The sequence below is a fragment of the Rhodococcus sp. W8901 genome, from assembly GCF_013348805.1.
Taxonomy (GTDB): Bacteria; Actinomycetota; Actinomycetes; order Mycobacteriales; family Mycobacteriaceae; genus Prescottella.
On record NZ_CP054690.1, the window covers coordinates 3,619,461 to 3,641,460 of the forward strand.

General features: G+C 68.4%; 23 protein-coding genes and 2 tRNA genes. 10 read left to right on the plus strand and 15 right to left on the minus strand.

The window, feature by feature from the left end:
• Nucleotides 1-115 precede the first annotated feature (115 nt).
• The 3 genes from HUN07_RS16940 to HUN07_RS16950 form a co-directional block, all read right to left on the minus strand.
• A complete protein-coding gene (locus HUN07_RS16940; RefSeq protein ID WP_254622567.1) occupies nt 116-799 on the minus strand; it encodes a helix-turn-helix domain-containing protein in 684 nt (227 codons plus the stop codon).
• 904 nt (nt 800-1,703) lie between these two features.
• Nucleotides 1,704-2,258 carry a hypothetical protein gene (locus HUN07_RS16945; protein WP_174911267.1) on the minus strand — a complete coding sequence of 185 codons (555 nt, stop codon included), beginning with the start codon at nt 2,256-2,258 and terminating at the stop codon, nt 1,704-1,706.
• Nucleotides 2,258-2,452 carry a helix-turn-helix transcriptional regulator gene (locus HUN07_RS16950; RefSeq protein WP_174911270.1) on the minus strand — a complete coding sequence of 65 codons (195 nt, stop codon included), beginning with the start codon at nt 2,450-2,452 and terminating at the stop codon, nt 2,258-2,260. The genes HUN07_RS16945 and HUN07_RS16950 overlap by 1 nt, the downstream gene beginning before the upstream one ends.
• Before the next feature lie 100 nt (nt 2,453-2,552).
• On the opposite strand from HUN07_RS16950, the gene HUN07_RS16955 reads away from it, so the two are divergent.
• Complete coding sequence (locus HUN07_RS16955; RefSeq protein ID WP_174911273.1) at nt 2,553-3,440, plus strand: helix-turn-helix domain-containing protein; 888 nt, start codon at nt 2,553-2,555, stop codon at nt 3,438-3,440.
• On the plus strand, nt 3,441-4,616 hold the full coding sequence (locus HUN07_RS16960) for a tyrosine-type recombinase/integrase (RefSeq protein WP_174911276.1): 1,176 nt from the start codon (nt 3,441-3,443) through the stop codon (nt 4,614-4,616).
• Nucleotides 4,617-4,660: 44 nt separating this feature from the next.
• On the opposite strand, the gene HUN07_RS16965 is transcribed toward HUN07_RS16960, so the two are convergent.
• Nucleotides 4,661-4,734, minus strand: a tRNA-Ile gene (locus HUN07_RS16965).
• 171 nt (nt 4,735-4,905) lie between these two features.
• On the opposite strand from HUN07_RS16965, the gene HUN07_RS16970 reads away from it, so the two are divergent.
• Nucleotides 4,906-5,592 carry a 3'-5' exonuclease gene (locus tag HUN07_RS16970; RefSeq protein WP_114719112.1) on the plus strand — a complete coding sequence of 229 codons (687 nt, stop codon included), beginning with the start codon at nt 4,906-4,908 and terminating at the stop codon, nt 5,590-5,592.
• Between the two features lie 75 nt (nt 5,593-5,667).
• A complete protein-coding gene (locus tag HUN07_RS16975; protein ID WP_174911278.1) occupies nt 5,668-5,835 on the plus strand; it encodes a hypothetical protein in 168 nt (55 codons plus the stop codon).
• 56 nt (nt 5,836-5,891) lie between these two features.
• Here HUN07_RS16975 and HUN07_RS16980 read toward each other — a convergent pair.
• Nucleotides 5,892-5,964: transfer RNA gene (locus HUN07_RS16980), tRNA-Asn, on the minus strand.
• Nucleotides 5,965-6,099: 135 nt separating this feature from the next.
• Between HUN07_RS16980 and HUN07_RS16985 the strand changes: the two genes are divergently transcribed.
• Nucleotides 6,100-6,348, plus strand: a complete 249-nt coding sequence (locus HUN07_RS16985) for a hypothetical protein (protein WP_174911281.1) — start codon at nt 6,100-6,102, stop codon at nt 6,346-6,348.
• A 34-nt stretch (nt 6,349-6,382) separates the two neighbouring features.
• On the opposite strand, the gene dnaG is transcribed toward HUN07_RS16985, so the two are convergent.
• Genes dnaG through HUN07_RS17000 form a run of 3 tightly spaced genes read right to left on the minus strand, consistent with a single transcriptional unit; the run spans nt 6,383 to nt 10,324 of the window.
• Nucleotides 6,383-8,308, minus strand: a complete 1,926-nt coding sequence (gene dnaG, locus HUN07_RS16990) for a DNA primase (RefSeq protein WP_174911283.1) — start codon at nt 8,306-8,308, stop codon at nt 6,383-6,385.
• A 34-nt stretch (nt 8,309-8,342) separates the two neighbouring features.
• Nucleotides 8,343-9,632 (minus strand): deoxyguanosinetriphosphate triphosphohydrolase, encoded by a 1,290-nt coding sequence (locus tag HUN07_RS16995; RefSeq protein WP_174911286.1) that lies wholly within the window; start codon nt 9,630-9,632, stop codon nt 8,343-8,345.
• The gene (locus HUN07_RS17000) at nt 9,629-10,324 is read right to left on the minus strand and encodes a YdcF family protein (protein WP_114719107.1); all 696 of its coding nucleotides are present in this window, start codon (nt 10,322-10,324) and stop codon (nt 9,629-9,631) included. Before HUN07_RS17000 ends, HUN07_RS16995 begins: the two co-directional genes overlap by 4 nt.
• 68 nt (nt 10,325-10,392) lie before the next feature.
• Between HUN07_RS17000 and HUN07_RS17005 the strand changes: the two genes are divergently transcribed.
• Complete coding sequence (locus tag HUN07_RS17005) at nt 10,393-12,450, plus strand: TPM domain-containing protein (protein WP_174911288.1); 2,058 nt, start codon at nt 10,393-10,395, stop codon at nt 12,448-12,450.
• 70 nt (nt 12,451-12,520) lie between these two features.
• Here HUN07_RS17005 and HUN07_RS17010 read toward each other — a convergent pair whose 3' ends face one another.
• Nucleotides 12,521-13,912: a glycine--tRNA ligase gene (locus HUN07_RS17010; protein WP_114719401.1), complete on the minus strand. Its 1,392-nt coding sequence runs from the start codon at nt 13,910-13,912 to the stop codon at nt 12,521-12,523.
• Between the two features lie 187 nt (nt 13,913-14,099).
• On the opposite strand from HUN07_RS17010, the gene HUN07_RS17015 reads away from it, so the two are divergent.
• Entirely contained in the window at nt 14,100-14,468 is a 369-nt protein-coding gene (locus HUN07_RS17015) for an ArsR/SmtB family transcription factor (RefSeq protein WP_397484324.1), read from the plus strand.
• The gene (locus HUN07_RS17020) at nt 14,465-14,902 is read left to right on the plus strand and encodes a Fur family transcriptional regulator (RefSeq protein WP_114719105.1); all 438 of its coding nucleotides are present in this window, start codon (nt 14,465-14,467) and stop codon (nt 14,900-14,902) included. Before HUN07_RS17015 ends, HUN07_RS17020 begins: the two co-directional genes overlap by 4 nt.
• 72 nt (nt 14,903-14,974) lie before the next feature.
• Here HUN07_RS17020 and HUN07_RS17025 read toward each other — a convergent pair whose 3' ends face one another.
• Genes HUN07_RS17025 through recO form a run of 3 tightly spaced genes read right to left on the minus strand, consistent with a single transcriptional unit; the run spans nt 14,975 to nt 16,963 of the window.
• Nucleotides 14,975-15,370 (minus strand): hypothetical protein, encoded by a 396-nt coding sequence (locus tag HUN07_RS17025; RefSeq protein ID WP_114719104.1) that lies wholly within the window; start codon nt 15,368-15,370, stop codon nt 14,975-14,977.
• Between the two features lie 8 nt (nt 15,371-15,378).
• Complete coding sequence (locus HUN07_RS17030; RefSeq protein WP_254622569.1) at nt 15,379-16,191, minus strand: isoprenyl transferase; 813 nt, start codon at nt 16,189-16,191, stop codon at nt 15,379-15,381.
• Nucleotides 16,148-16,963 carry a DNA repair protein RecO gene (gene recO / locus HUN07_RS17035; RefSeq protein WP_114719397.1) on the minus strand — a complete coding sequence of 272 codons (816 nt, stop codon included), beginning with the start codon at nt 16,961-16,963 and terminating at the stop codon, nt 16,148-16,150. Before recO ends, HUN07_RS17030 begins: the two co-directional genes overlap by 44 nt.
• A gap of 131 nt (nt 16,964-17,094) precedes the next feature.
• Here recO and HUN07_RS17040 point away from each other — a divergent pair, with 131 nt between their 5' ends.
• Together HUN07_RS17040 and HUN07_RS17045 are read left to right on the plus strand one after the other, a co-directional pair.
• Complete coding sequence (locus HUN07_RS17040) at nt 17,095-18,525, plus strand: amidase (RefSeq protein ID WP_114719102.1); 1,431 nt, start codon at nt 17,095-17,097, stop codon at nt 18,523-18,525.
• Nucleotides 18,526-18,528: 3 nt separating this feature from the next.
• Nucleotides 18,529-19,098 carry a TetR/AcrR family transcriptional regulator gene (locus HUN07_RS17045; protein ID WP_174911294.1) on the plus strand — a complete coding sequence of 190 codons (570 nt, stop codon included), beginning with the start codon at nt 18,529-18,531 and terminating at the stop codon, nt 19,096-19,098.
• A gap of 10 nt (nt 19,099-19,108) precedes the next feature.
• Here the strand turns inward: HUN07_RS17045 and HUN07_RS17050 are convergent, their stop codons facing one another.
• The 3 genes from HUN07_RS17050 to HUN07_RS17060 all read right to left on the minus strand — a co-directional run bounded on the left by HUN07_RS17050 (nt 19,109) and on the right by HUN07_RS17060 (nt 21,994).
• Nucleotides 19,109-19,618: a nitroreductase/quinone reductase family protein gene (locus HUN07_RS17050; protein WP_174911297.1), complete on the minus strand. Its 510-nt coding sequence runs from the start codon at nt 19,616-19,618 to the stop codon at nt 19,109-19,111.
• A gap of 130 nt (nt 19,619-19,748) precedes the next feature.
• On the minus strand, nt 19,749-20,666 hold the full coding sequence (era, locus tag HUN07_RS17055) for a GTPase Era (RefSeq protein WP_114719099.1): 918 nt from the start codon (nt 20,664-20,666) through the stop codon (nt 19,749-19,751).
• Between the two features lie 2 nt (nt 20,667-20,668).
• On the minus strand, nt 20,669-21,994 hold the full coding sequence (locus HUN07_RS17060; RefSeq protein WP_174911300.1) for a hemolysin family protein: 1,326 nt from the start codon (nt 21,992-21,994) through the stop codon (nt 20,669-20,671).
• Nucleotides 21,995-22,000: the final 6 nt, after the last annotated feature.

Below are 22,000 nucleotides of genomic sequence, written 5' to 3' on the forward strand. Positions count from 1 at the left end.
CCGCATTCTGTTCTCTTCAAACCCGCGTCGAGGGCGGGCCATAGGCCCGCCCTCGACGGCCGGTGAGAGGTCTCGTTCTCGGACAATCGCTATGAACCGAGGCTGACACCTCAGGTCACAGCGACACAGACTGACAGTGCTTCCGCTTCCACCGGTAGACGGTGGTTCTGTGGACGCCAACCTGGTCGGCGACATCCTGAGCTGGCATTCCTCCAACCAGAAGTTCGATCGCGAGAGCACGGGCAGCGTCGTCACTACGAGCGTCAGCTGCAACGTCCTCGTCGACAGGCGCAACCGTGTCGCGGCGCGAAGCCGCGGGACTGGCCACGGTCGGCTCGGTCAGAGCAAGCGCCGTGCCGTGGTACTCGTCACCCCCACCGACCAGATCCTCGTCTCCGCCGCTATCGCAGATTGGATCGCTTGTCCGGACCGAGGTGTCGCACGCTGCAGTCTGAGTAGCAGACGACGCTCGTCGCAGACGCACCGCAAGATGTGTGACTGCGACGAGCGCTACAGGTGGAACTGCGGCGACTGTCGCACGAAGCCACACGGGTAGCGCCTCATCGGGAAGCGCGGCATGCAACGCGTTCCCCGCAACCGAGACCAATGCACCGACGATTAACAGTCCCCAGGCGTAACGCCCAGCGCCCGCGACTACAGCGACAGTCGCAACAACGACTACGCCATCGACTATCGCGGGCCACAACGCAGGAACCGCGACACCGGAGCGAGCGGCGAGATCGCTCAAGGCCGTGAATGACAGCACCGCCGCAGCAACACCGATGCCGGTGGTTCCCACCACAGCCACCAAGGCTGGCCACCGCGCCGTCATCGCACAGTCGCCACGGTCGAGGGACTGACCCTGACCTGCTGCCGGGCGAGTACCGCGCGGACACGCGCGGCCCCGCGGCGGTTGACCTCGTCCTGCGAGAGGTCGTGGCTGCAGATGCCGCCCATGCGATAGCCACTGCTGTCACACATCACGCACGCCGCGATTCTGCGGCGCCGAGCATCGGCGGCCGTGAGACGGGCTGCGGCCTGGGCAGCTGCCACCTCGTTAGCACGGCGACGAGTCCATGCCTCACGCTGCTCACGAGCGCTGGCACATGCACCACACGGCTTGGCGGTGCCGTCTGGATGCTCAAAGCAGTATCTGGATGGGGCGCCTCCCGCGAGCGCGCCTGCTTGCGCGCGCGACCCCCGGGAATCACTCACGGGGTTCTCTAAGGGAAGTGGGACATCTGGAAGTCTCCCCAAAAATTCGGATTTGTCCCCCGGTTCCATCAGATTCGTCGTCCCAGCTTCACTCTGCGAGGACGCTCGGGTGTCCTCCGAATCAGGCGACTCATCTGACTCTTGCGCCTCACTTAGGCTCTTGAGTAGCTCGATCCGGTAGAGTGTCGCGACCCCCTTTTCGACAGTCTCACCCGTCACCGGATCGAACGACCGGGCCCGCCGTCGAGGACCTTCAACGACCACGACGATGCCGGCTTGGACGAGCTCTTGTAGCGCGCGTGTCGCGGTACGCTCCGTAGCGCCGAGGACAGCAGCGATGCGAGCACGAGCCACATGCCCCTCGCGACTGGGCTCACGGCAGCCCTCAGCAATCACAGTCAGCGCCATGAGGGCCCGCTGAGAGAGCCCTCGATCCCGCAAGCGCTGCGCGTTGTCCATCACCTGTCCGACGATTCGCCCCGCCACCGCTACAGACCCCGGAATTCTGAGTCGGCGCTGCCAGCCGCCGCCCCCGGCAGATCCTCGATCGCCCCGGACAGCACCGGCGAAACGACAGACTCGCCAGCCGACCGTTCGAGATCCGCGAGTACGGCGACCACGGCATCGACCAGATCGACCGAGTCAGTCACTGACAGACTGAGATGCACAGGTCCGCAATTGATTCGAACGCCATGCGCAGTCGTCTCTGCACAGACTGACCAGCGCAGGGCGCTGTCGGCGACAATTCGGTACTCGAGCACGTCGCCAGTCCCGAGCGTGGCGGACATCGCGGCGAAATCGAACGTCCTACACGTGCCGAGGTCGTCGGCACACGTCGATGCGTGGGTGATCGCGGCGTCCATCGCGGCCACGTGCGTCTGAAACGTTCCGAGCTGGTCAACGTGGCCAGTGTCGAGATGGCAGGACACGACGTAGCGGGTAAAATCAGTCATCGAGCCTTCTTCTTGGTAGAGGTTGGATTCACTGCCCGTCCGGTGTTCGAGCACCGGGCGGGCGTTTTCGTTCGTGACCGCGGCGACCATCAGGCCGCGCCGCCGGTGACCTGGTTGTCCTCCCAGGCGACAATGTCGCTGAATTTGTAGCGGGCGAATCGGCCAATCTTCGAGAAGCGCGGTCCTTTCTTCTGCGTTGCCCACTGCGCCAACGTCTTCGGGGGCACCTTCAGCCGACCCGCGACCTCTTCGCGACTCAGCCAGTAGTCCTCGCTGGTGTGCATCTTCCCTCCACGTATCTCGTTATTCGATGAGCTCAATCGACTAACACGATACATGACGAGATTCGTTGGTCAGTACCGCAAAACGCGATACCCTACCGTCGTGGACGCAGACGAAGCAGTTGGCAAGCGAATCGAGGATCTGAGAAGCGCCCGGGGGCTCAGCCAGGGGCAACTGTCGGACCTAGTCCGTGCAGCCGGCCTGAACTGGTCACAAGGAACGGTCTCGCGAGTCGAGGCAGGGACTCGCCCAGTTCGGTTCACCGAAGCATTCACTGTGGCCAAGGCTCTCGGCGTTGAAGTCGTAGCGTTGGCACACACAGGTGGCGGGCTTGAGTACGTCTACCAGCAGGATCTCGGCACGGTCATTGCGGCGCGGCGACACCTACGGAAGAGCGAAAGGCAGGTCGAACAATCGATCGCCATGGCTCAGGTCATGCGGTTCGCGGTCGAACTTTCCGAGGGTCGACAGGGCCCGTACGTCGTGCACTCGTCGACTGCCTCAATTACATACTGGCTAGCAGGCCATCTGCGGACACCCGTAGAGGGTGTGCTGGAACTGTTGGGTATCCCGCGGGCGGTCGCCGACCACCAGTTGGCCCGCGCCGACAGCGACTTTCAATCCATCGAAAAGTCCGGCCTCGACCCGGAATGGGACGGGCCCGACTACGCGCCGAACCTTGGCGAGTGGATCCGTCGCCACATGGACGACAACGGATCAGACCCAGCTCTGCAAGATAGCCAGGGATGGAGGGACCTGCTTGACGATCTCCACGACCAACTGCGCTCAGCTGCAGTAGTCAGCCTGTGGCGTCGCTACTTCCCGTTCGTAACGGAGGTCCCGCATGTTTGGTACGGCGGAATGACGAAGGACACACCCCCCATCGTCGAGGGAATCGACACCACCGACATTGACGAGCAGATGAATCTGCCCGTGCAATTTCTTCTGCCCGCATCTGCGCTAGAAGTACTAGACGGACATAGGTACTAGATGGCCGCCGGTAGACCGCCGCTGCGGATCGGGCAGCACGGGAAGATCACCCGGCGCGACCTCGGCGGCGGAGTCTGGCTGGCGCACTGCCGGTTCCGCGACACAGACGGCGTCGTCCGTCGCGTCGAGCGGCGCACGCCCGCCGGCCGCCGGGACCAGCACGGGAAGGTCGCCGAGCGGGAGCTGCTAGACCACCTCGACGCACGCCGAGCGCCGAGCGAGGAGGACGTCACCGACGCGACGACCATCACCGCACTGGTCCGGACGTACCTCGGCCGTCTCGAAGAGGAGGGGCGGTCGGCCGCGACGATGGACACCTATAGGTTCGCCGCCGGGAAACTCGAGAGCAAGATCGGCGGCGTGCGGGTGGGTGAGGCCACGGCCGGACGAATCGACACGGCCATACGTGCGATGGCCAAAGCGCACGGGCCGACGATGGCGCGGCAGGCGAAGACGATCCTTCGCGGCGCCCTCGGCATCGCGGTGATCGCCGGGGCAGTGGACTCGAACCCCGTGCGCGATGTCTCCCCCATCAAGTCCAAGACGCCTCCGAAGGGGGCACGGCCGCTCACGGCCGACGAGCTGCGCGCGCTGCTCGTCGCGCTCGGCGAGTCGGAGTACTGCGCGGCGAACGATCTGGTCGACCCGATCACGCTGTTGATCGCGACGGGCCTACGGCGGTCGGAGCTGCTCGCGCTGCGGTGGTCCGACGTCGATGACGAGGCCGGCACCGTGACCGTGTCAGGAAAGGTCGTCCGGGCAAAGGGCGCCGGGTTGCAGCGCGTCCAGGCGGCGAAGACAGCAGCGGGACTGCGGACCATCGCCTTGCCGCTGTTCGCGCTCGAGGCGTTGAAGCGTCGGGCCGACGAGCCGCAGCTCGGGCAGCTCGGCGTGATCTTCCCGTCAACGTCCGGAACCCTGCGCGACCCGAACAACTTCGGGAAGCAGTGGCGGAAGGTCCGCGACGACCTCGGGGTGCCGGAGGTGACGACGCACAGTTTCCGCAAGGCGCTCGCCACGCTCATTGACGAAGGCGGCCTGTCGGCCCGCGTGGGCGCCGATCACCTCGGGCATCGACATGTCAGCATGACGATGGACCGGTACATGAGTCGTGGCCGGACGCACACCGCGGTGGCGGATCTGCTGGACAGTGTCGTCGCCGTAAACGACGAATAAACGACGGATGGCACCTCACCCGATCAGGAAAAGTGCCATCTACGTGGGGCGGGCGGGGCTCGAACCCGCGACCAATGGATTATGAGTCCACGGCTCTAACCGACTGAGCTACCGCCCCCTGCCGCGGCGGTACGCCGCGGACAGCCGAATGTTACCGCCCGCCCTCGACAGTTCCCGTCTGCGGGGTGGCGCATGTCGCGTGCCCGACAGGGCGTGTCGGTGCCTGCCCGCAGACTGGGCGGCGACACGATCGAACGGCACGATCCCGCGACACCCGAAGGACCTCGAATTGAAGAACTGGACCACCCGACCGATCTGCGCGTTCGATCTGGAAACAACTGGCCGAGACCCGCTCTCGGCGCGAATCGTCACCGCATGCGTGGTCACCGTCGAGGGTGGGCGGCCCCGGTCACGCAACTGGATCGTCGATCCGGGTGTCGACATCCCCGAGGACGCCAGCTCCATCCACGGCATCTCGACGGCCCACGCGCGCGAGCACGGCACGGATTACGCAGTCGGGTACCGGGAGATCCGGCAGGCCCTCACCGACGCGTGGGCGGCCGGCTACGCCGTCGTCGCGTTCAACGCCTCGTACGACCTCACCGTGATGGACGCCGAGGGCCGCCGCCTCGGTCTGCCACCGATGGACGACTACGGGCTCGTCGTCGACCCGTACGTGATCGATCGGGAGGTCGACCGCTACCGCCGCGGCAAGCGCACGCTGGGCGCGCTGTGCGAGCACTACGGGATCGAGTTGGGGTCGGCGCACGAGGCGGAGTCCGACGCCCTCGCTGCCGCCGAACTGGCGCAGATCCTGCCGCAGCGGTTCCCCGAACTCGCCGCGCTCGACGACGTGATGACGAGTCAGGCAGGCTGGCATGCCGAGCGCCAGCGCGACTTCGCCGAGTACCTGCAGCGCGAGGGCCGCGACGCGTCGGACGTCGACGGGCAGTGGCCGATCCGGCTCGCGGCCTGACGCCACAGCGCCCGGAGTGCTCCCCGGTCTGCGATGATGCCGTGAACCAGCACACACCAGACCGGGGAGGCTGAGTTGGACGAGCACAATCCCACCCTGCCCGTGGCCTTCGACATCACCGCGCTGGTGGTCGCGCTCCTATGGCTCGTGCTGGTGGTGGCGGTCCTCGGCGCACTCGCACGGCTGCTGATGGGCAACAAACCCGGCGCCGCCGATATGCGTTCGGATTCCCCGCCCCGCTGATCGTTCCGAAACGCAGAAGGCCCCTCACCCGCTAGGGTGAGGGGCCTTCTGTTCGGCTCCCCCGGCTGGACTCGAACCAGCAACCGTTCGATTAACAGTCGAATGCTCTGCCAATTGAGCTACAGGGGATTACCTGGGCGGCACTGCCGTTTCCCGCGGTGCCTGGAAAACTGTAGCCCATACCCCCACCCAAGTACCAAATCGCCTGAACAGAGACGGATCAGGCAGGATGTATGCAGGCAGTTCGACGGGAGGAATCCGGAAATGTTGCGGTTGTTGGTAGGCGTTGCGGCGGGTTACGTGCTGGGCACCCGAGCGGGACGAGCCCGGTACGAACAGATCAGCAAGGCCGCGAAGGCCGTGGCAAGCAGCCCCGCCACCAAGAAGGTCATCGAGACGGGTCGGCAGAAGCTGTCGGATTCGCTCAGCACGCAGCCCAAGCTCGAGCCGATGAAGCCGATCGACGAGCGGACCACGATCCTGGTCCCCCACGACCAGCTGCGGAGGAACTAGCGGCACCTCGGTTCGGCACCGGCGGCGCCGACCGTCAGGCGATACCTTCGCCGCTGGTGTCGCCGATCGCCTGATCGAGCAGGCTGCGCCGGTACTGCTCGAGTGCGACCAGATCACCGAGCAGGGAATGGAACTCGTCGGAGTCGGTGGTCGGCGAGACGCGCTGCAGCTTGGACTTGAGCTCGGCGACCTGTTCGCCGACCCAGACCTCCTGCAGTCGTGCCAGCACGCCGCGGATGTAGCGAGGAATGATGTCCTCGTCGGCGGGCAGCGGCTCGACTGCGAGTTCCATCACGATCGACTGCACGACGAGGTCGCCCGCATTGCGCCCGACCGCGTCCACCCATTCACCACCACCGAGACCGGCGGATGTACCGCCGGCCGCGGCGACCGCCTCCCGGACGGCCGCATAGGCCGGATGGGCGAACGTCTCCCCCGGCAGCGAATCGAAGACCGTGCCCGCAATGGCCGGGTACTGCAGGGCCGCCTTGAGGGCGTCGCGCTGCGGCCACAGCGCCGGGTCGTTGGGCCGCGGGCGGGACACACCGGCCGCCGGAGCCGACGCCGACGCTCCCGGGGAGTCGTCGACGGGACGACGCTTCGTCGGTGCCCCGCCTCCGCCACGCGCGATCTTGCGCGCCTCGTCCCCGACCCGACGGCGCACCGCCGGAATTTCCTCGCCGACCCAGCCCGACAGCTGCACGGCGTACTGATTGCGCAGCGTCGGTTCCTTGATCCGCGCGACCACCGGCACGGTGCGACGCAACGCCTCCACCCGCCCCTCGGCGGTGTCCAGATCATGTTCGGCGAGAAGGGATTTGACAACGAACTCGAACATCGGGGTGCGGCGCGCGACCAGATCGCGGACGGCCGCGTCACCCGACTGCTGACGCAACTCGCACGGATCCATTCCGTCCGGCGCGATCGCGACGAAGGTCTGCCCCGCCATCTTCTGGTCGCCCTCGAACGCCTTCAGCGCGGCCGCCTGGCCCGCGGCGTCGCCGTCGAAGGTGTAGATCACCTCACCGCGGAAGTAGCTGTCGTCCATGAGGAGTCGGCGCAGCATCGCGAGATGTTCGTCACCGAATGCGGTGCCGCAGGATGCAACGGCGGTCTTCACGCCGGCCAGGTGCATCGCCATCACGTCGGTGTAGCCCTCGACGACCACCGCCTGGTGGCCCTTCGCAATGTCCCGCTTGGCCAGGTCCAGACCGAACAGCACGTTCGACTTCTTGTAGAGGATCGTCTCGGGGGTGTTGACGTACTTGCCAGGCATCGTGTCGTCGTCGAACAGCTTGCGGGCGCCGAAGCCGATGACGTCGCCGGAGAGATTGCGGATGGGCCACAGCAGCCGCCGATGGAACCGGTCGATCGGTCCGCGTCGACCCTCCTTGGACAGCCCGGCGGCCTCGAGTTCCTTCGCCTCGAAGCCCTTGCCCATCAGGTGCTTGGTCAGGGTGTCCCAGCCGTCCGGGGCGTAGCCGCAGCCGAACTGCGCGGCCGCGGCCGCGTCGAAGTTGCGTTCGGTGAGGTAGTCGCGGGCCGCCTGCGCGTCGGGCTCCTTCAGACGCGCCGCGTAGAACTCCTGCGCCGCCGCGTTGGCGGCGACGAGGCGCGCCCGGGTACCCCGGTCGCGCTGCACGGACGTGCCGCCGCCCTCGTACGAGATCTGGTAGCCGATCCGATCGGCGAGCTGCTCGACCGCCTCCACGAAACTGACGTGTTCGATCTTCTGCAGGAACGAGTAGACGTCGCCGCCCTCACCACAGCCGAAGCAGTGGAAGTGGCCGTGATTGGGCCGGACATGGAACGAGGGCGACTTCTCGTCGTGGAAGGGGCACAGCCCCTTCATCGAATCGCCGCCCGCGCGCTTGAGCGAGACGTACTCGCCGACGATGTCCTCGATCCGAGTGCGTTCGCGAACGGCCGCGATGTCTCTGTCAGGGATTCGGCCGGCCACGAAGGCAGTCTAGGCCCTCACCGCAGGCGAACACCTATCCCCAGCTCGCCTGGGCGCCCAGGCTCTGCTTGTCGATCCGTTCCAGACGACTCTCGGTGCACGACGCGATCTGGTCGACGATCACCCGCACCCGCGCGGCGTCGTCGGCGGCGGCGTGCCACGCGGGCAGGAACAACGGATCCAGACCGGACGGTGCGGTGCGCAGCAGCCACTCGGCCACCCGGTGCACCCGGTCCCGCTGCCGGTCCTGGCGGTTCTTGTGCCCGGCGTCGGACATCACATAGTGCAACGCGACGGTCTTGAGTAGGGCCACCTCGGCCGCCACGATCGAGGGCACCACGAGGTCGGCCTGATACCGCGTGAGCGGGCCGGGCCCGACCGCCTCTCGGGTGCCGCCGACGGCGGCCGACGCGAACCGGCCCACCAGCTCGCTGGTGAGGTTCTTCAGCGCCACCGAACTGGTCAGCGTCCCATCGTAGTCGCCGACGGAGGTCACCACAGGCAGCCTCGACAGGCGTTCGGCCGCCTCCGCCAGCTCGTCGACGACGAGGCCCGAGAACTGCCTGGCCCCCAATTCGGCCAGCGCACGAACCTCGATCGCGTCGCCCAGCACGCGCAGGTCGATGCGGCCGGCGATCACACCGTCCTCGACGTCGTGCACCGAGTAGGCGACGTCGTCGGCCCAGTCCATCACCTGCGCTTCCATGCACTGCCGCCCCTCGGGCGCGCCCTCGCGCACCCACGCCAGCACCGCCGCGTCGTCGTCGTACGCGCCGAATTTCGCCCCGGGCCGCGGCCGGGTCCACGGGTACTTGATGGCGGCGTCGAGCGATGCCCGGGTGAGGTTGAGCCCGACACTGCGCCCCTCCGGGTCCAGGACCTTGGGCTCGAGGCTCGTGAGGATCCGCAGGTTCTGCGCGTTGCCCTCGAAGCCGCCGCAGCTCTCCGCGACCTCGTCGAGCGCCTTCTCCCCGTTGTGTCCGTACGGCGGATGCCCGATGTCGTGGGCCAGGCCGGCCAGGTCGACGAGGTCGGGGTCGAGTCCCAGCCCGTCGGCGATGCCGCGGCCGATCTGCGCCACCTCGATCGAATGCGTCAGCCGGGTCCGCGGGGTGTCGCCGTCACGCGGACCGACCACCTGGGTCTTGTCCGCGAGACGCCGCAGTGCGGCCGAGTGCTGGACGCGGGCGCGGTCGCGCGAGAACGCCGAGCGGTGCTGCGACGACTCCGCGGCCGCGATCAGTCCCGCGGTCTTGGGCGCCTCGGACACGAGTCGGTCGAGATCGTGCGAGGTGTACGGCGCCCGTGTGTCGCGGCCGATCACTGGCCCGCCGTGTACGGGAAGTCTGCCGAGAAGTGAGTGAGCTGATACCACAGCAAAGCACCTGTCTCCCTCGTTATTCCGTGCAGCTGCGATTCCCGGGTGATCACCGCGGGACCCTGCCGGGTGGGTGCGGTCCACGCCTCGAGACCCGCGTCGCGGGCCATGGTGCGGGTCCGGAGAGAATGCCACGGATCGCTCACCAGCACCGCCGACTGCATGCCCTGCTGCCCCATCTCGCGGCTGACCGCCTCGATGCTCAGCAGGGTGTCGGAGCCTTCCTCGACGGCGGTGATCCGATCCCCAGGCACTCCCTGGTCCATCAGGTAGTTCCGGCCCGACGCCGCCTCGGTGTACTCGTCACCCTCCTGCTTGCCACCGACCGTGACTATGGCCGGCGCGACACCCTGTTCGTAGAGCTTGCGGGCCTGGTCCAGGCGGGCCTCGAACACCGACGACGGGGTGCCCGCGTACTGAGCGGCACCGAGTACGACGATCGCGTCGGCCGGTGTGGTGTCGGTGATCCGCGCCACCTGCCACACCCGGAAGGCCGTGCCCCCGACCAGAACGAGGCCGATCAACGCGGCGCCGAGCACAGCCCGACCGGCCCAACGAGCCACCGCGGCACCGAACGAACGGCGCGGCACGGGGCGGGGCGACAGCTCCGGGGGGTCGTAACTGGGGGCGGTACTCACTCCCCGATTCTGCCAGTCACCCGCCCGGGCCGCCGATGACGACGCGCGGCACCGGATAGATTCGTCCTATGGCACACGCACCGTCGCGTTCACCCGCTCGCCAGTACACGCCGCGCCGATCGGTGGCCGCGACCGCCGTCGCCGCGCTGCTCACACTGGGCGCCTTCCTGTTCGCGCCCGCGACCGCCACGGCCGAGGCCCCGCTGCGGCTGCCGGACCACATCACCGACCTGTCCGGGGTTCTCGACTCCGGTCAGCGCTCCGACGTCCAGGACGCGCTCGACACGCTCTACGACGAGCACAAGGTCGCGCTCTGGGTGGTGTACGTCGCTGACTTCGACGGACTCTCCGAGAAGGCGTGGACGGAGCAGACCGCGAAGCTCAGCGGTCTGGGGAACAAGGACGCGCTGCTCGCGGTCGCCACGACCGACCGCGCGTACTACTTCGATGTCCCACAGGCGCTCTCGGAGGTCACCGACGCGGAGGTCACCTCGATCCGCACCGATTCGGTGGAACCGGCCCTGCGCGAGCGGGACTGGTCCGGGGCCGCGATCGCCGCGGCGGGCGGGCTCGGGGACGCGATGACCGCCTCGGGCGCATCGCTGAAGGTTCTCGGCGTCGGTGTCGGCATGGTGGCGCTGGCCGGCGGCGGTGTCTACCTCTACTCCCGCAAGAAGCGGGGCGACCGTCTCGAGGCGACCGTCGCCGCAGCCCGGCAGGTGGATCCCACCGATCCCGAAGCTCTTGCCGCGCTGCCCGTTCCAGCCCTCGATGCGCTCGCCAAGGACGCCCTCGTCGAGATGGACAACGCGATCCGCACCAGCGAGGAGGAGCTGAACCTGGCCGTCGGCGAGTTCGGCGCCGATGCCACCGCGCCGTTCACGACCGCCTTCGAGCAGGCCCGCCGGACGCTGGCGTCCGCGTTCACGATCCGCCAGCGACTCGACGACGACATTCCCGAGACGCCGCAGCAGCAGCGCGAGATGCTCACCGAACTCATCACGACCTGCGGACGCGCGGACCGCGAACTCAACGCCCGGGTAGCGGAGTTCGACGCGATGCGCGACCTCCTGATCGACGCACCTTCCCGGCTGGACGCCCTCACGCAGGACGTCGTCTCACTGACCGTCCGCGTCCCGTCCGCGGAGGCGACGCTCGCGTCGCTACGGGGCGAGTTCCCGGCCTCGGTCCTGGCGACAGTCGAGAAGAATCCCGAGATGGCGCGCGAGCGGATCACGTTCGCGGAGCAGAACATCGCGGCCGGACGCGATGCCACAACGCTCCCGGCCGGAAAGCAGGGCCCGGCGGTGGTCGCGATCCGGGCGGCGGAGGGCGCGCTGAACCAGGCCCGTCAACTGCTCGACGCCGTCGCGCGGGCCGACACCGACATCCGGCACGCCATCGCGACGCTGCCGGCGGCGATGGCCGACGTGCAGGAGGGCATCACCGCCGCGGCCGCGCTCACTGCGCAGGGCGGACAGAAGCTCGCCGACGCGACGGCCGCCGCCGAGGAGGCGCTGCGGAATGCGCAGGCCGCGAAGGACACCGATCCGCTGGGCAGCTTCACCAAGGTCGTCGACGCGGACGCGAAGCTCGACGCCGTGCTCGCCGAGGCACAGGAGGCGCGGCAGCAGGCCGACCGCGCACGGCAGCGGCTCGACCAGGATCTCACCGCGGCCGAGGCCCAGGTGAGCGCGGCATCGGACTTCATCTCCACCCGGCGCGGCGCCGTCGGGGCCGAGGCCCGCACCCGCCTGTCGGAGGCGCAGCGGCACCTGCAGGCCGCGCAGCAGCTCACCGGCTCGGATCCGTCGAAGGCACTGCAGCACGCACAGTCCGCCACCGAACTGGCGTCGCGGGCACTATGGGCGGCGCAGGCGGACGTGAACCGCTACCAGGACGACCAGCGCAACCAGCGACCGCCGAGCGGTGGCGTGTCCGGGGGCGGCGGCAATGCGGCCGGCGCGATCCTCGGCGGCATCCTGATCGACAGCATGCTCCGCGGCAGCAGGGGCGGGAACTGGGGTGGCCGCGGCAGCGGTGGGTGGGGCGGACCCGGACCCGGGTCCTTCGGAGGCCCGAGCAGTTCGGGCCGTATCGGGCGCGGCGGCGGAGGCCGTTTCTGAACCCCGCCCGAATGGCCGAATGTCACATGCGTTCAGTTGGACTGAACGCATGTGACATTCGGCCGGGAAATCAGGCGCCGATCAGGCGCTGCGCGAGGTAGCCCTCGACCTGGTCGAGAGCAACGCGCTCCTGCGCCATGGTGTCGCGCTCACGGACGGTGACCGCGTGGTCCTCGAGCGTGTCGAAGTCGACCGTGATGCAGAACGGGGTACCGATCTCGTCCTGGCGACGGTAGCGGCGGCCGATGGCGCCGGCATCGTCGAACTCGACGTTCCAGTGCTGACGCAGCGTGGTCGCGAGGTCCTTCGCCTTCGGCGTGAGGTCGGCGTTGCGACTCAGCGGCAGCACCGCGGCCTTGACCGGGGCCAGGCGACGGTCCAGGCGCAGCACGGTGCGGGTGTCGACGCCGCCCTTGGCGTTGGGCGCCTCGTCCTCGGTGTACGCGTCGACGAGGAACGCCATGAGCGAACGGGTCAGGCCCGCGGCCGGCTCGATGACGTACGGCGTGTAGCGCTCACCGCTGGTCTGATCGAAGTAGTTCAGATCCGTGCCCGACGCCTTGGAGTGCGTCGCCAGGTCGTAGTCGGTGCGGTTCGCGATGCCCTCGAGCTCGCCCCACTCGCTGCCCTGGAAGTGGAAGCGGTACTCGATGTCGACGGTGCGCTTGGAGTAGTGCGACAGCTTCTCCTGCGCGTGCTCGTACAGGCGCAGGTTGTCCTTGTTGATACCCAGGCCGGTGTACCAGTCCATGCGGTAGTCGATCCAGTACTGGTGCCACTCCTCGTCCTCACCCGGCTTGACGAAGAACTCCATCTCCATCTGCTCGAACTCGCGGGTGCGGAAGATGAAGTTGCCGGGGGTGATCTCGTTGCGGAAGCTCTTGCCGATCTGGCCGATGCCGAACGGCGGCTTCTTGCGCGACGTGGTGAGCACGTTCGCGAAGTTCACGAAGATGCCCTGCGCGGTCTCCGGACGCAGGTAGTGCAGGCCGGTCTCGCTGTCGACCGGGCCGAGGTAGGTCTTGAGCAGGCCGGAGAAGGCCTTGGGCTCGGTCCACTGCCCCTTGGTGCCGCAGTCCGGGCACACGATCTCGGTCATCGCCACGGCGTCCGGGTCATCGAGCTTGTGCTTCTCCGCGTACGCCTCCTGCAGGTGGTCCTGGCGGTGACGCTTGTGGCAGTTGAGGCACTCGACGAGCGGATCGGTGAACACGTCGACGTGGCCGGAGGCCTCCCACACCTGGCGGGGCAGGATCACCGACGAGTCGAGGCCGACGACGTCCTCACGGCTGGTGACCATGTTGCGCCACCACTGCTTCTTGATGTTCTCCTTGAGCTCGACGCCGAGTGGACCGTAGTCCCAGGCCGACTTGGTACCGCCGTAGATCTCACCGCAGGGGTAGACGAGCCCCCGGCGCTTGGCGAGGTTGGCGACGGTATCGATCTTGGACTTGGGTGCCACTTGGGTGCTCTCCATCTGGGTAATAGATGCGTGGTTCACGTGCGGTTTTCGCCAGTCCAGCCTATCGGTACCCGCGCCGACGTCCACTCACCCGGTTGACATGCACATTCGTGCATATCAAAATGGATATGATTTGCAATAAGGTGGCATGTCCGACCCTGTCCGATCCCAGACGAGGAGCTACACCGTGAGCGTTGCCGACGCGGGCGACCTGCGAGCCGACGCACACGACCACGGGCCCTGCACCGAGACCCCGGCGGCTCCGATGCCGTCGAAGGAGACACTCATCTCGGCGGGCGAGATCCTGCGCGCTCTCGCCGCGCCGGTCCGCATCGCGATCGTGCTCCAACTGCGCGAGTCGCAGCGGTGCGTCCACGAACTGGTCGGCGCGCTGGGCGTCACCCAGCCACTGATCAGCCAGCACCTCCGCGTCCTCAAGGCGGCCGGGGTAGTACACGGCGAACGCAACGGACGTGAAGTGATGTACCGACTGGTGGACGACCACCTCGCCCACATCGTCGTCGACGCCGTGGCCCACGCAGAGGAAGAAGGATGACCGAAAACGTGACGGACGGAACCGACCGACGCCGACGTGCCGCCGTCGGCGTGCGCTCGACCAAGCAGCGCAGCGCGATCTCCGCGCTCCTCGACGAGATCACCGAGTTCCGCTCCGCCCAGGAACTGCACGACGAGCTCCGCAAGCGCGGCGAGGGCATCGGCCTCACCACCGTCTACCGGACGCTGCAGACGCTCGCCGATGCCGGCACCGTCGACGTGCTCCGCACCGACACCGGCGAATCGGTGTACCGCCGGTGCTCGAGCGGCCATCACCACCATCTCGTCTGCCGCGGTTGCGGATTCACCGTCGAGGTCGACGGACCCGCCGTCGAGCAGTGGTCGCAGACCATCGCCGACAGCAACGGCTTCACCGACGTCAGCCACACCGTCGAGATCTTCGGAACCTGTCGGGACTGCGCCCAGGCGCGGTAGCCCGGCAGGCTCGACCGCACCAATTCGAGCCGATGCCGACAGACGGTTCCCGGCGGCCACGCAGCTCGCCTGTTACGCCAGCAGCCCCTTCCGGGCATCCTCGGCCCCGGACAACACCAGCAGCAGCATCGTGGTGAGCGGCGCGTCGGCCAACCCCGTCGCCGGGAAGGTGTAGCGCAGCACGACATCGGCGAACTTGCCGCGGGTGATCACATTGATCGACCCGAACTGGAGCTGCGCGTTGCGCTCGGCCACCCGCTTGTGGAGCGCCGGCTTGACCGTCCGGTCCCACGCCAACACTCCCGTCAACGACAGCACGTCGAGCCCGTCCGCGAGTGTGACCGCACGCAGCGAGCACAGTGCGCCGCCGTACTCGAACCGCAACGAGCCGTCGTCGTCCGAGTCGACGGCGACGAAGCCGCCGAGCGCCTCGCGCACCCGGGCCTGCAGAGCCTCCGAGGAATCCATCGACGGCCTCACTGGTACTTGACGCCGCCGAAGCGGCGGTCGCGGGAGGCGTACTCGACGCACGCGGCCCACAGGTCGCGGCGGTCGAAATCGGGAAACAGCTTCTCCTGGAACACCATTTCCGCGTAGGCGGCCTGCCAGATCAGGAAGTTCGACGTCCGCTGCTCACCGGAAGGCCGCAGGAACAGGTCGACGTCGGGCATGTCCGGCTCGTCGAGGTACTTCGCGAATGTGGCCTCGGTGATCTTCTCCGGGTCGATCTCACCGGCAGCGGCCCGGCGGGCGATCTCCCGTGCCGCGTCGGCGATCTCGGCGCGGCCACCATAGTTGACGCACATCGTCAGCGTCATGACGGTGTTGTTCCTGGTGAGTTCCTCGGCGATCTCGAGTTCCTTGATCACGCTGCGCCACAGACGCGGTCGACGACCCGCCCAGCGCACGCGCACACCCATCTCGTGCATCTCGTCGCGCCGTCGGCGAATGACGTCCCTGTTGAAGCCCATCAGGAACTTGACCTCGTCCGGGCTTCGCTTCCAGTTCTCGGTGGAGAATGCGTACGCGGACAGCCACTTCACACCGATCTCGATGCATCCCTCGAGGGTGTCCATGAGGACCGCCTCGCCGCGCTCGTGGCCCGCAGTCCGCGGCAGCCCCCGATCCTGCGCCCAGCGGCCGTTGCCGTCCATCACGAGCGCCACATGATTGGGGATCAGCTCGGGCTGCAGAATCGGCGGACGGGCGCCCGAGGGGTGCGGGGAGGGAGGGCGGATCCCCCGGTCAGGCTGAGCTTGCGGTTCGCGTCGTCGAATCACGCTCCCCATCCTGCCTGACCGTGTCCGGGTCCCCGACCGCCGCATGCGGACGCGACCGTTCGATCAGGGGCAACGTGCGCAACTGCCGCTCGAGATGCCACTGCAGGTGCGCGGCGATGAGCCCGCTGGCCTGGCTGCGCATCGACGACGTCGCACTCTCGGTGTCCTGCCACTGGCCGTGCACCAGCGCGTCCATGAAGTCGAGAACACCCGGAGACGGTGTGGCCGCACCGGGCGGACGGCAGTGCACACACACTGCGCCACCGGCCGCGACGTGGAAGGCGCGGTGCGGTCCGGGAGCCGCGCACCGGGCGCACTCGTTCAATGCCGGCGCCCATCCCGCGTAGCCCATGGCACGCAGCAGAAAGGCGTCGAGAATCAGCTCGACGGGCCGGGCCTGGTCCCCGATCGCCCGCAACGCCCCGACGGTGAGACTGTGCAGTCGCGGGGCCGGGGCCCGCTCCTCGCCGGCCAACCGTTCGGCAGTCTCGAGGATCGCGCAGGCCGTGGTGTAGCGGCCGTAGTCGTCGACGATGTCCGCACCGAACGCGTCGACCGTGTGGACCTGGGTGACGACGTCCAGGCTGCGGCCGGGGTACAGCTGCACGTCGATGTGCGCGAACGGCTCGAGCCGGCCTCCGAACTTGGACTTGGTACGACGCACCCCCTTGGCGACCGCCCGGACCAGTCCGTGCTGCCGGGTCAACAGGGTCACGATGCGATCGGCCTCGCCCAGCTTGTGCTGGCGCAACACCACCGCATAGTCCCGGTACAACCTCACGACAACCTCACCTGGCCAGTCTCCCACGCCGCACCGACGAGTCTCGACAGGCGCGGGCGGCAAAACCCCACCCCGAAAACTGGAACGCGTTACTGTTCGTTCGAACGAACAGTCGGCATGACGGGGCGGGAATGAGCACTGAACTGCAAGAACACGACGTCGAACAGCACGCTCCGGGGCTCGAGGAGCAGGCCGTGGCGCTGGCCGCCGGACGCACCTCGTCCGTCGCGGCCGTCACCGCCGCCCTCGATCGGATCGAGGCCACCCAGACCACACTCAACGCGTTCCGGATCGTGCGCCGGGCCGCCGCACTCGACGAGGCGGCCGCAGCCGACCGCCGACTCGCGGCCGGGGAGCGCCAGCCGCTGCTCGGTGTCCCGATCGCCGTCAAGGACGACGTCGACGTCACCGGCGAACCCACCGCGTTCGGATGTCCGGGCGAGTTCCCCGCCAAGACCGCCGACTCCGAGGTGGTTCGCCGACTGCGCGCCGCCGGCGCGGTGATCGTCGGCAAGACCAACAGCCCCGAACTCGGGCAGTGGCCGTTCACCGGGGGCAGCGCGTTCGGTCACACCCGCAATCCATGGGACCGCGGGCGCACACCGGGCGGATCCTCGGGCGGCAGCGCCGCGGCGGTGGCGGCGGGGCTGGTGTCCGCCGCGATCGGCTCCGACGGCGCCGGCTCCGTCCGGATCCCGGCGGCGTGGACCCACCTCGTCGGGATCAAGCCGCAGCGCGGGCGGATCTCGACATGGCCCGAGCCCGAGGCGTTCCACGGCATCACCGTCAACGGACCGCTCGCACGCACCGTCGCCGACGCGGCGCTGCTGTTCGACGTCGTCGCGGGCAACCACGACGGCGATCTGCACAAGCCACCACCGGTCACGGTCCGCGACGCCGTCGGCCGCGATCCGGGACGGTTGAAGATCGCCCTGTCGCTGCGGATCCCGTTCACCGCCACGCCCACCGCACTGCACCCCGAGATCCGGGCCGCGGTCGGCCGCACCGCGCACGCGCTGCGCCGACTCGGACACGACGTGACCGTCGACGACCCGGAGTACGGAATCCTGTTGGGCCTCAACTTCCTTCCCCGGTCGCTCGCCGGTGTGGACGCGTGGCTGGGGCAGCTCCCGGATCCGTCGTTGGTCGACCCACGCACCCGTGCCAACGCCCGCACCGGACGTCTGCTGTCCGGCCTGCCGCTGCGCGCGGCCCGAGCCGCCGAACCCCGGATGCGACGTCGGGTCGGGGAGATCTTCGACGACTACGACGTGATCCTCGCCCCCACCACCGCCACTCCCCCGCCGCGGGTGGAGGGGTTGGACGCGATCGGCGGCGTCGAGACCGACAAGGTGATCACCGCGGCGTGCCCGTACACGTGGCCGTGGAACATCCTGGGCTGGCCGAGCGTCAACGTCCCCGCCGGCCTCACCGCCGACGGGCTCCCGATCGGCGTCCAGTTGATGGGCCACGACAACACCGAACCGATGCTGGTTTCGCTTGCGGCGCAACTCGAGTCGGTCCAGCGTTGGCAGGACCACCGCCCGACCCGGTGGTGGTGACCGGTGGGCTCGACGGAGGTGCGTGACCGAATTCTCGCGGCGGCGCTGCGCATCGTCGGCACCGACGGCGTGCCCGCCGTCACGAACCGGCGGATCGCCGCCGAGGCCGGGGTCTCGCTCGGCTCGATCACCTACCACTTCCCCACGCAGTCCGACCTGCTGCGGGCCGCGCTGACAGGGTTCGTGGCCGAGGAGACCACTCGACTTCGCCACCTCGCCGAAACCTACCGCGACAAGGGGCTGAGCCTCGAGGACGCCGCGGCGCTCACCGAGCAGGTCGCGCGGGATCTGGACTTCTCGGCCGAGCGAATCGCCCCGTTCGAGATCTACATCCAGGCCGGCCGGGATCCCGAACTCCGTGAGGCGTCGGCCGAGTGCTTCGCGGCGTACGACGAGCTGACGGCGACGATCCTGACCGCGCTCGGCGTCCCACAGCCGGAGTCGCTGGCCCCCACCCTGGTGGCGACCATCGCCGGCCTGCAACTGCGTCGGCTCGCCACCGGCGATGCGGGGCAGGACATCTCGACGGCCATCCTGCAACTGGTCCGCGGGGCGTACCTCCCGGCGCCCTGACCGCGTCGGGTCACGCGCTCTCGGGGGTCAGGACCATCACCGGGATCCGCCGGGCGACCCGCTTCTCGTACTCCGCCCATCCGGGATAGAACTCCAGCGCCCGAGCCCACAACCGTTCACGCTCCGCGCCCTCCGCCTCGTACGCCCGCACCGGCCGCGAGGCGCCGCCAGCGACCGTCATCGAGGCCCGCGGATGTGCGCGCAGGTTGTAGAACCACGCCGGGTTGTCGGGCCGCCCGTAGCTCGAGGCGATCACGACCATCCGGTCCCCGTCCCGCATACCGACCAGCGGGAGCGTCCGGCGCGCTCCACTTTTCGCGCCGACGGTCGTGAGCATCACGATCGGCCACCCCAGCACCAGGCTCGTCAGCGTGTGCCGGCCCCGAGTGATCCCGAAGACCACCCGATCGATGTGCCGCTGCCCCGGAGCGAGCACCCGGCCCGTCGTCGCCGACGCACCCTGCCTGATCAGATATCGACGCACCGGGTTCGCCTCACGATAGGTTCCCTCATTCGACATCGGACCCTCACCTCGTCTCGAGCCGGTCGAGGTCTCCATCGTCGCACGTCGACAGGGTGCCGCGCCGGAAACAGTCGTGCCGCTCCCCCGACCGGAGGAGCGGCACGACGAAAACCGGAGCGGCGGATCGCTAGAAGCCGAGACGGCCCAACTGCTTGGGGTCGCGCTGCCAGTCCTTGGCGACCTTCACATGCAGTTCCAGGAAGATCTTGGTGCCGAGCAGCTTCTCGATCTGCTTGCGGGCGGTGGTGCCGACCTCGCGCAGGCGGGCGCCGCCCTTGCCGATGACGATGCCCTTCTGACTGGGACGCTCGACGTACAGCAGCGCGTGCACGTCCAGCAGTTCGCCCTGCTTCTCGGTGCGGCCCTCACGCGGGATGACCTCTTCGATGACGACGGCCAGCGAGTGCGGCAGTTCGTCGCCCAGGCCCTCGAGTGCCGCCTCGCGGATCAGCTCCGCCATCAGGGTTTCCTCGGGCTCGTCGGTGAGCTCGCCGTCCGGGTAGAAGGCCGGCCCCTCCGGCATCGCCTTCGCCAGCACCTCGACCAGCAGCTCCACCTGCTCGCCCGACTGGGCCGACACCGGAATCACCTCGGTGTCCGGTCCGAGCACCTTCGACAGCGCCAGCAACTGCTCGGCGACGCGGTCCTTGCTGACCTTGTCGATCTTGGTGACGATGCCGATCAGCTTGGTCTTCGGCGCCATCTGCCGGACCTGGTCCAGGATCCACCGGTCACCGGGGCCGATCTTCTCGTCCGCCGGGATACACAGGCAGATGACGTCGACCTCGGAGTACGTGTCGCGCACCAGGTCGTTGAGGCGCTGCCCCAGCAGCGTGCGCGGACGGTGCAGACCCGGCGTGTCGACCAGGATCAACTGGGCGAAGTCGCGGTGCACGATGCCGCGGATCGTGTGTCGGGTGGTCTGCGGCCGCGACGACGTGATCGCGATCTTGCTGCCCACCAGCGCATTCGTCAGCGTCGACTTGCCCGTGTTGGGCCGTCCGACGAAACAGACGAAGCCGGAACGGAATTCGTTATCGGTCATGGTCACTCCTGGCTCACGTTTCCGTCTTCGTCCACATGGTCGTTCTCGGTATGTTCTTCGGTCGCCACGCGCTCGACGTGAACGGTGCTGATCCGCACGCGCCCGCGTACGTCGGCTCCGCCCTCGCCGCGCAGTCGCAGGCCCGCGGTCTCGACCTGCGAACCGGGCAGCGGCACGCGGCCGAGCTCGTAGCCGAGCAGTCCGCCGACCGTCTCGACCTCGTCGTTCTCGATCTCGATGTCGAACAGCTCGCCCAGGTCCTCGACGGGCAACCGCGCCGACACCCGGTAGGTGCCGTCACCGAGGTCCTCGATGGGCGGGGTCTCGTCGGTGTCGTACTCGTCGGCGATCTCACCGACGATCTCCTCGATCACATCCTCGATGGTGACCAGGCCCGCGATGCCGCCGTACTCGTCGACCAGCACCGCCATGTGGTTGCGGTCGCGCTGCATCTCGGCGAGGAGGCTGTCCAGCGGCTTCGAATCCGGCACGAACACGGCGGGGCGCATCACCTGCGCCACCGTGACGCTGCGGCCACCGTCGGACGAGTAGTACGTCTGCTGCACCAGGTCCTTGAGGTACACCACGCCCAGCACGTCGTCGACGTTTTCGCCGACCACGGGGATCCGCGAGTGCCCGGAGCGCACCGCAAGCGACGTGGCCTGGCCGGCACTCTTGTCCGCCTCGATCCACACCATCTCGGTCCGCGGCACCATCACCTCGCGGGCGGAGGTGTCGCCGAGTTCGAACACCGACTGGATCATCCGGCGTTCCTCGTCGGCCACCACGCCGCGTTCCTGTGCCAGATCCACCAGCTCGCGCAGTTCGATCTCCGACGCGAACGGGCCCGCCCGGAACCCCTTACCGGGGGTGAGCGCGTTGCCGACGACGATCAGCAGCCTGCTGACCGGGCTGAGCAACGTGCCCAGCGCGACCAGCGGAACCGCCGACGCCAGGGCGAGCGGATACGCGCGCTGCCGACCCAGGGTGCGGGGGCCGACACCGATGGCCACGTAGTCGACGAGCACCATCACCACGATCGTGACGACCATGCCCCATACGGCTCCGAGCAGATCGATCAGCGCGCCCGCGAGCAGGACGGCGGCCGCGATCTCGCAGAGGATCCGCAGCAGGACCATGAGATTGACGTAGCGGGGACGGTCGGAGACGATCCGCACCAGCCGCGCCGCGCCCGGACGGTCGTCCTTGGCCAACTCGTCCACCCGCGCCGGGGAGAGCGTGTTCAGCGCCGAATCGACGGCAGCGAACAGACCACCGAGCGGGACCAGGACGACGGCGAGAACGATCAGGACGACGGCGTCACTCACCGGCCG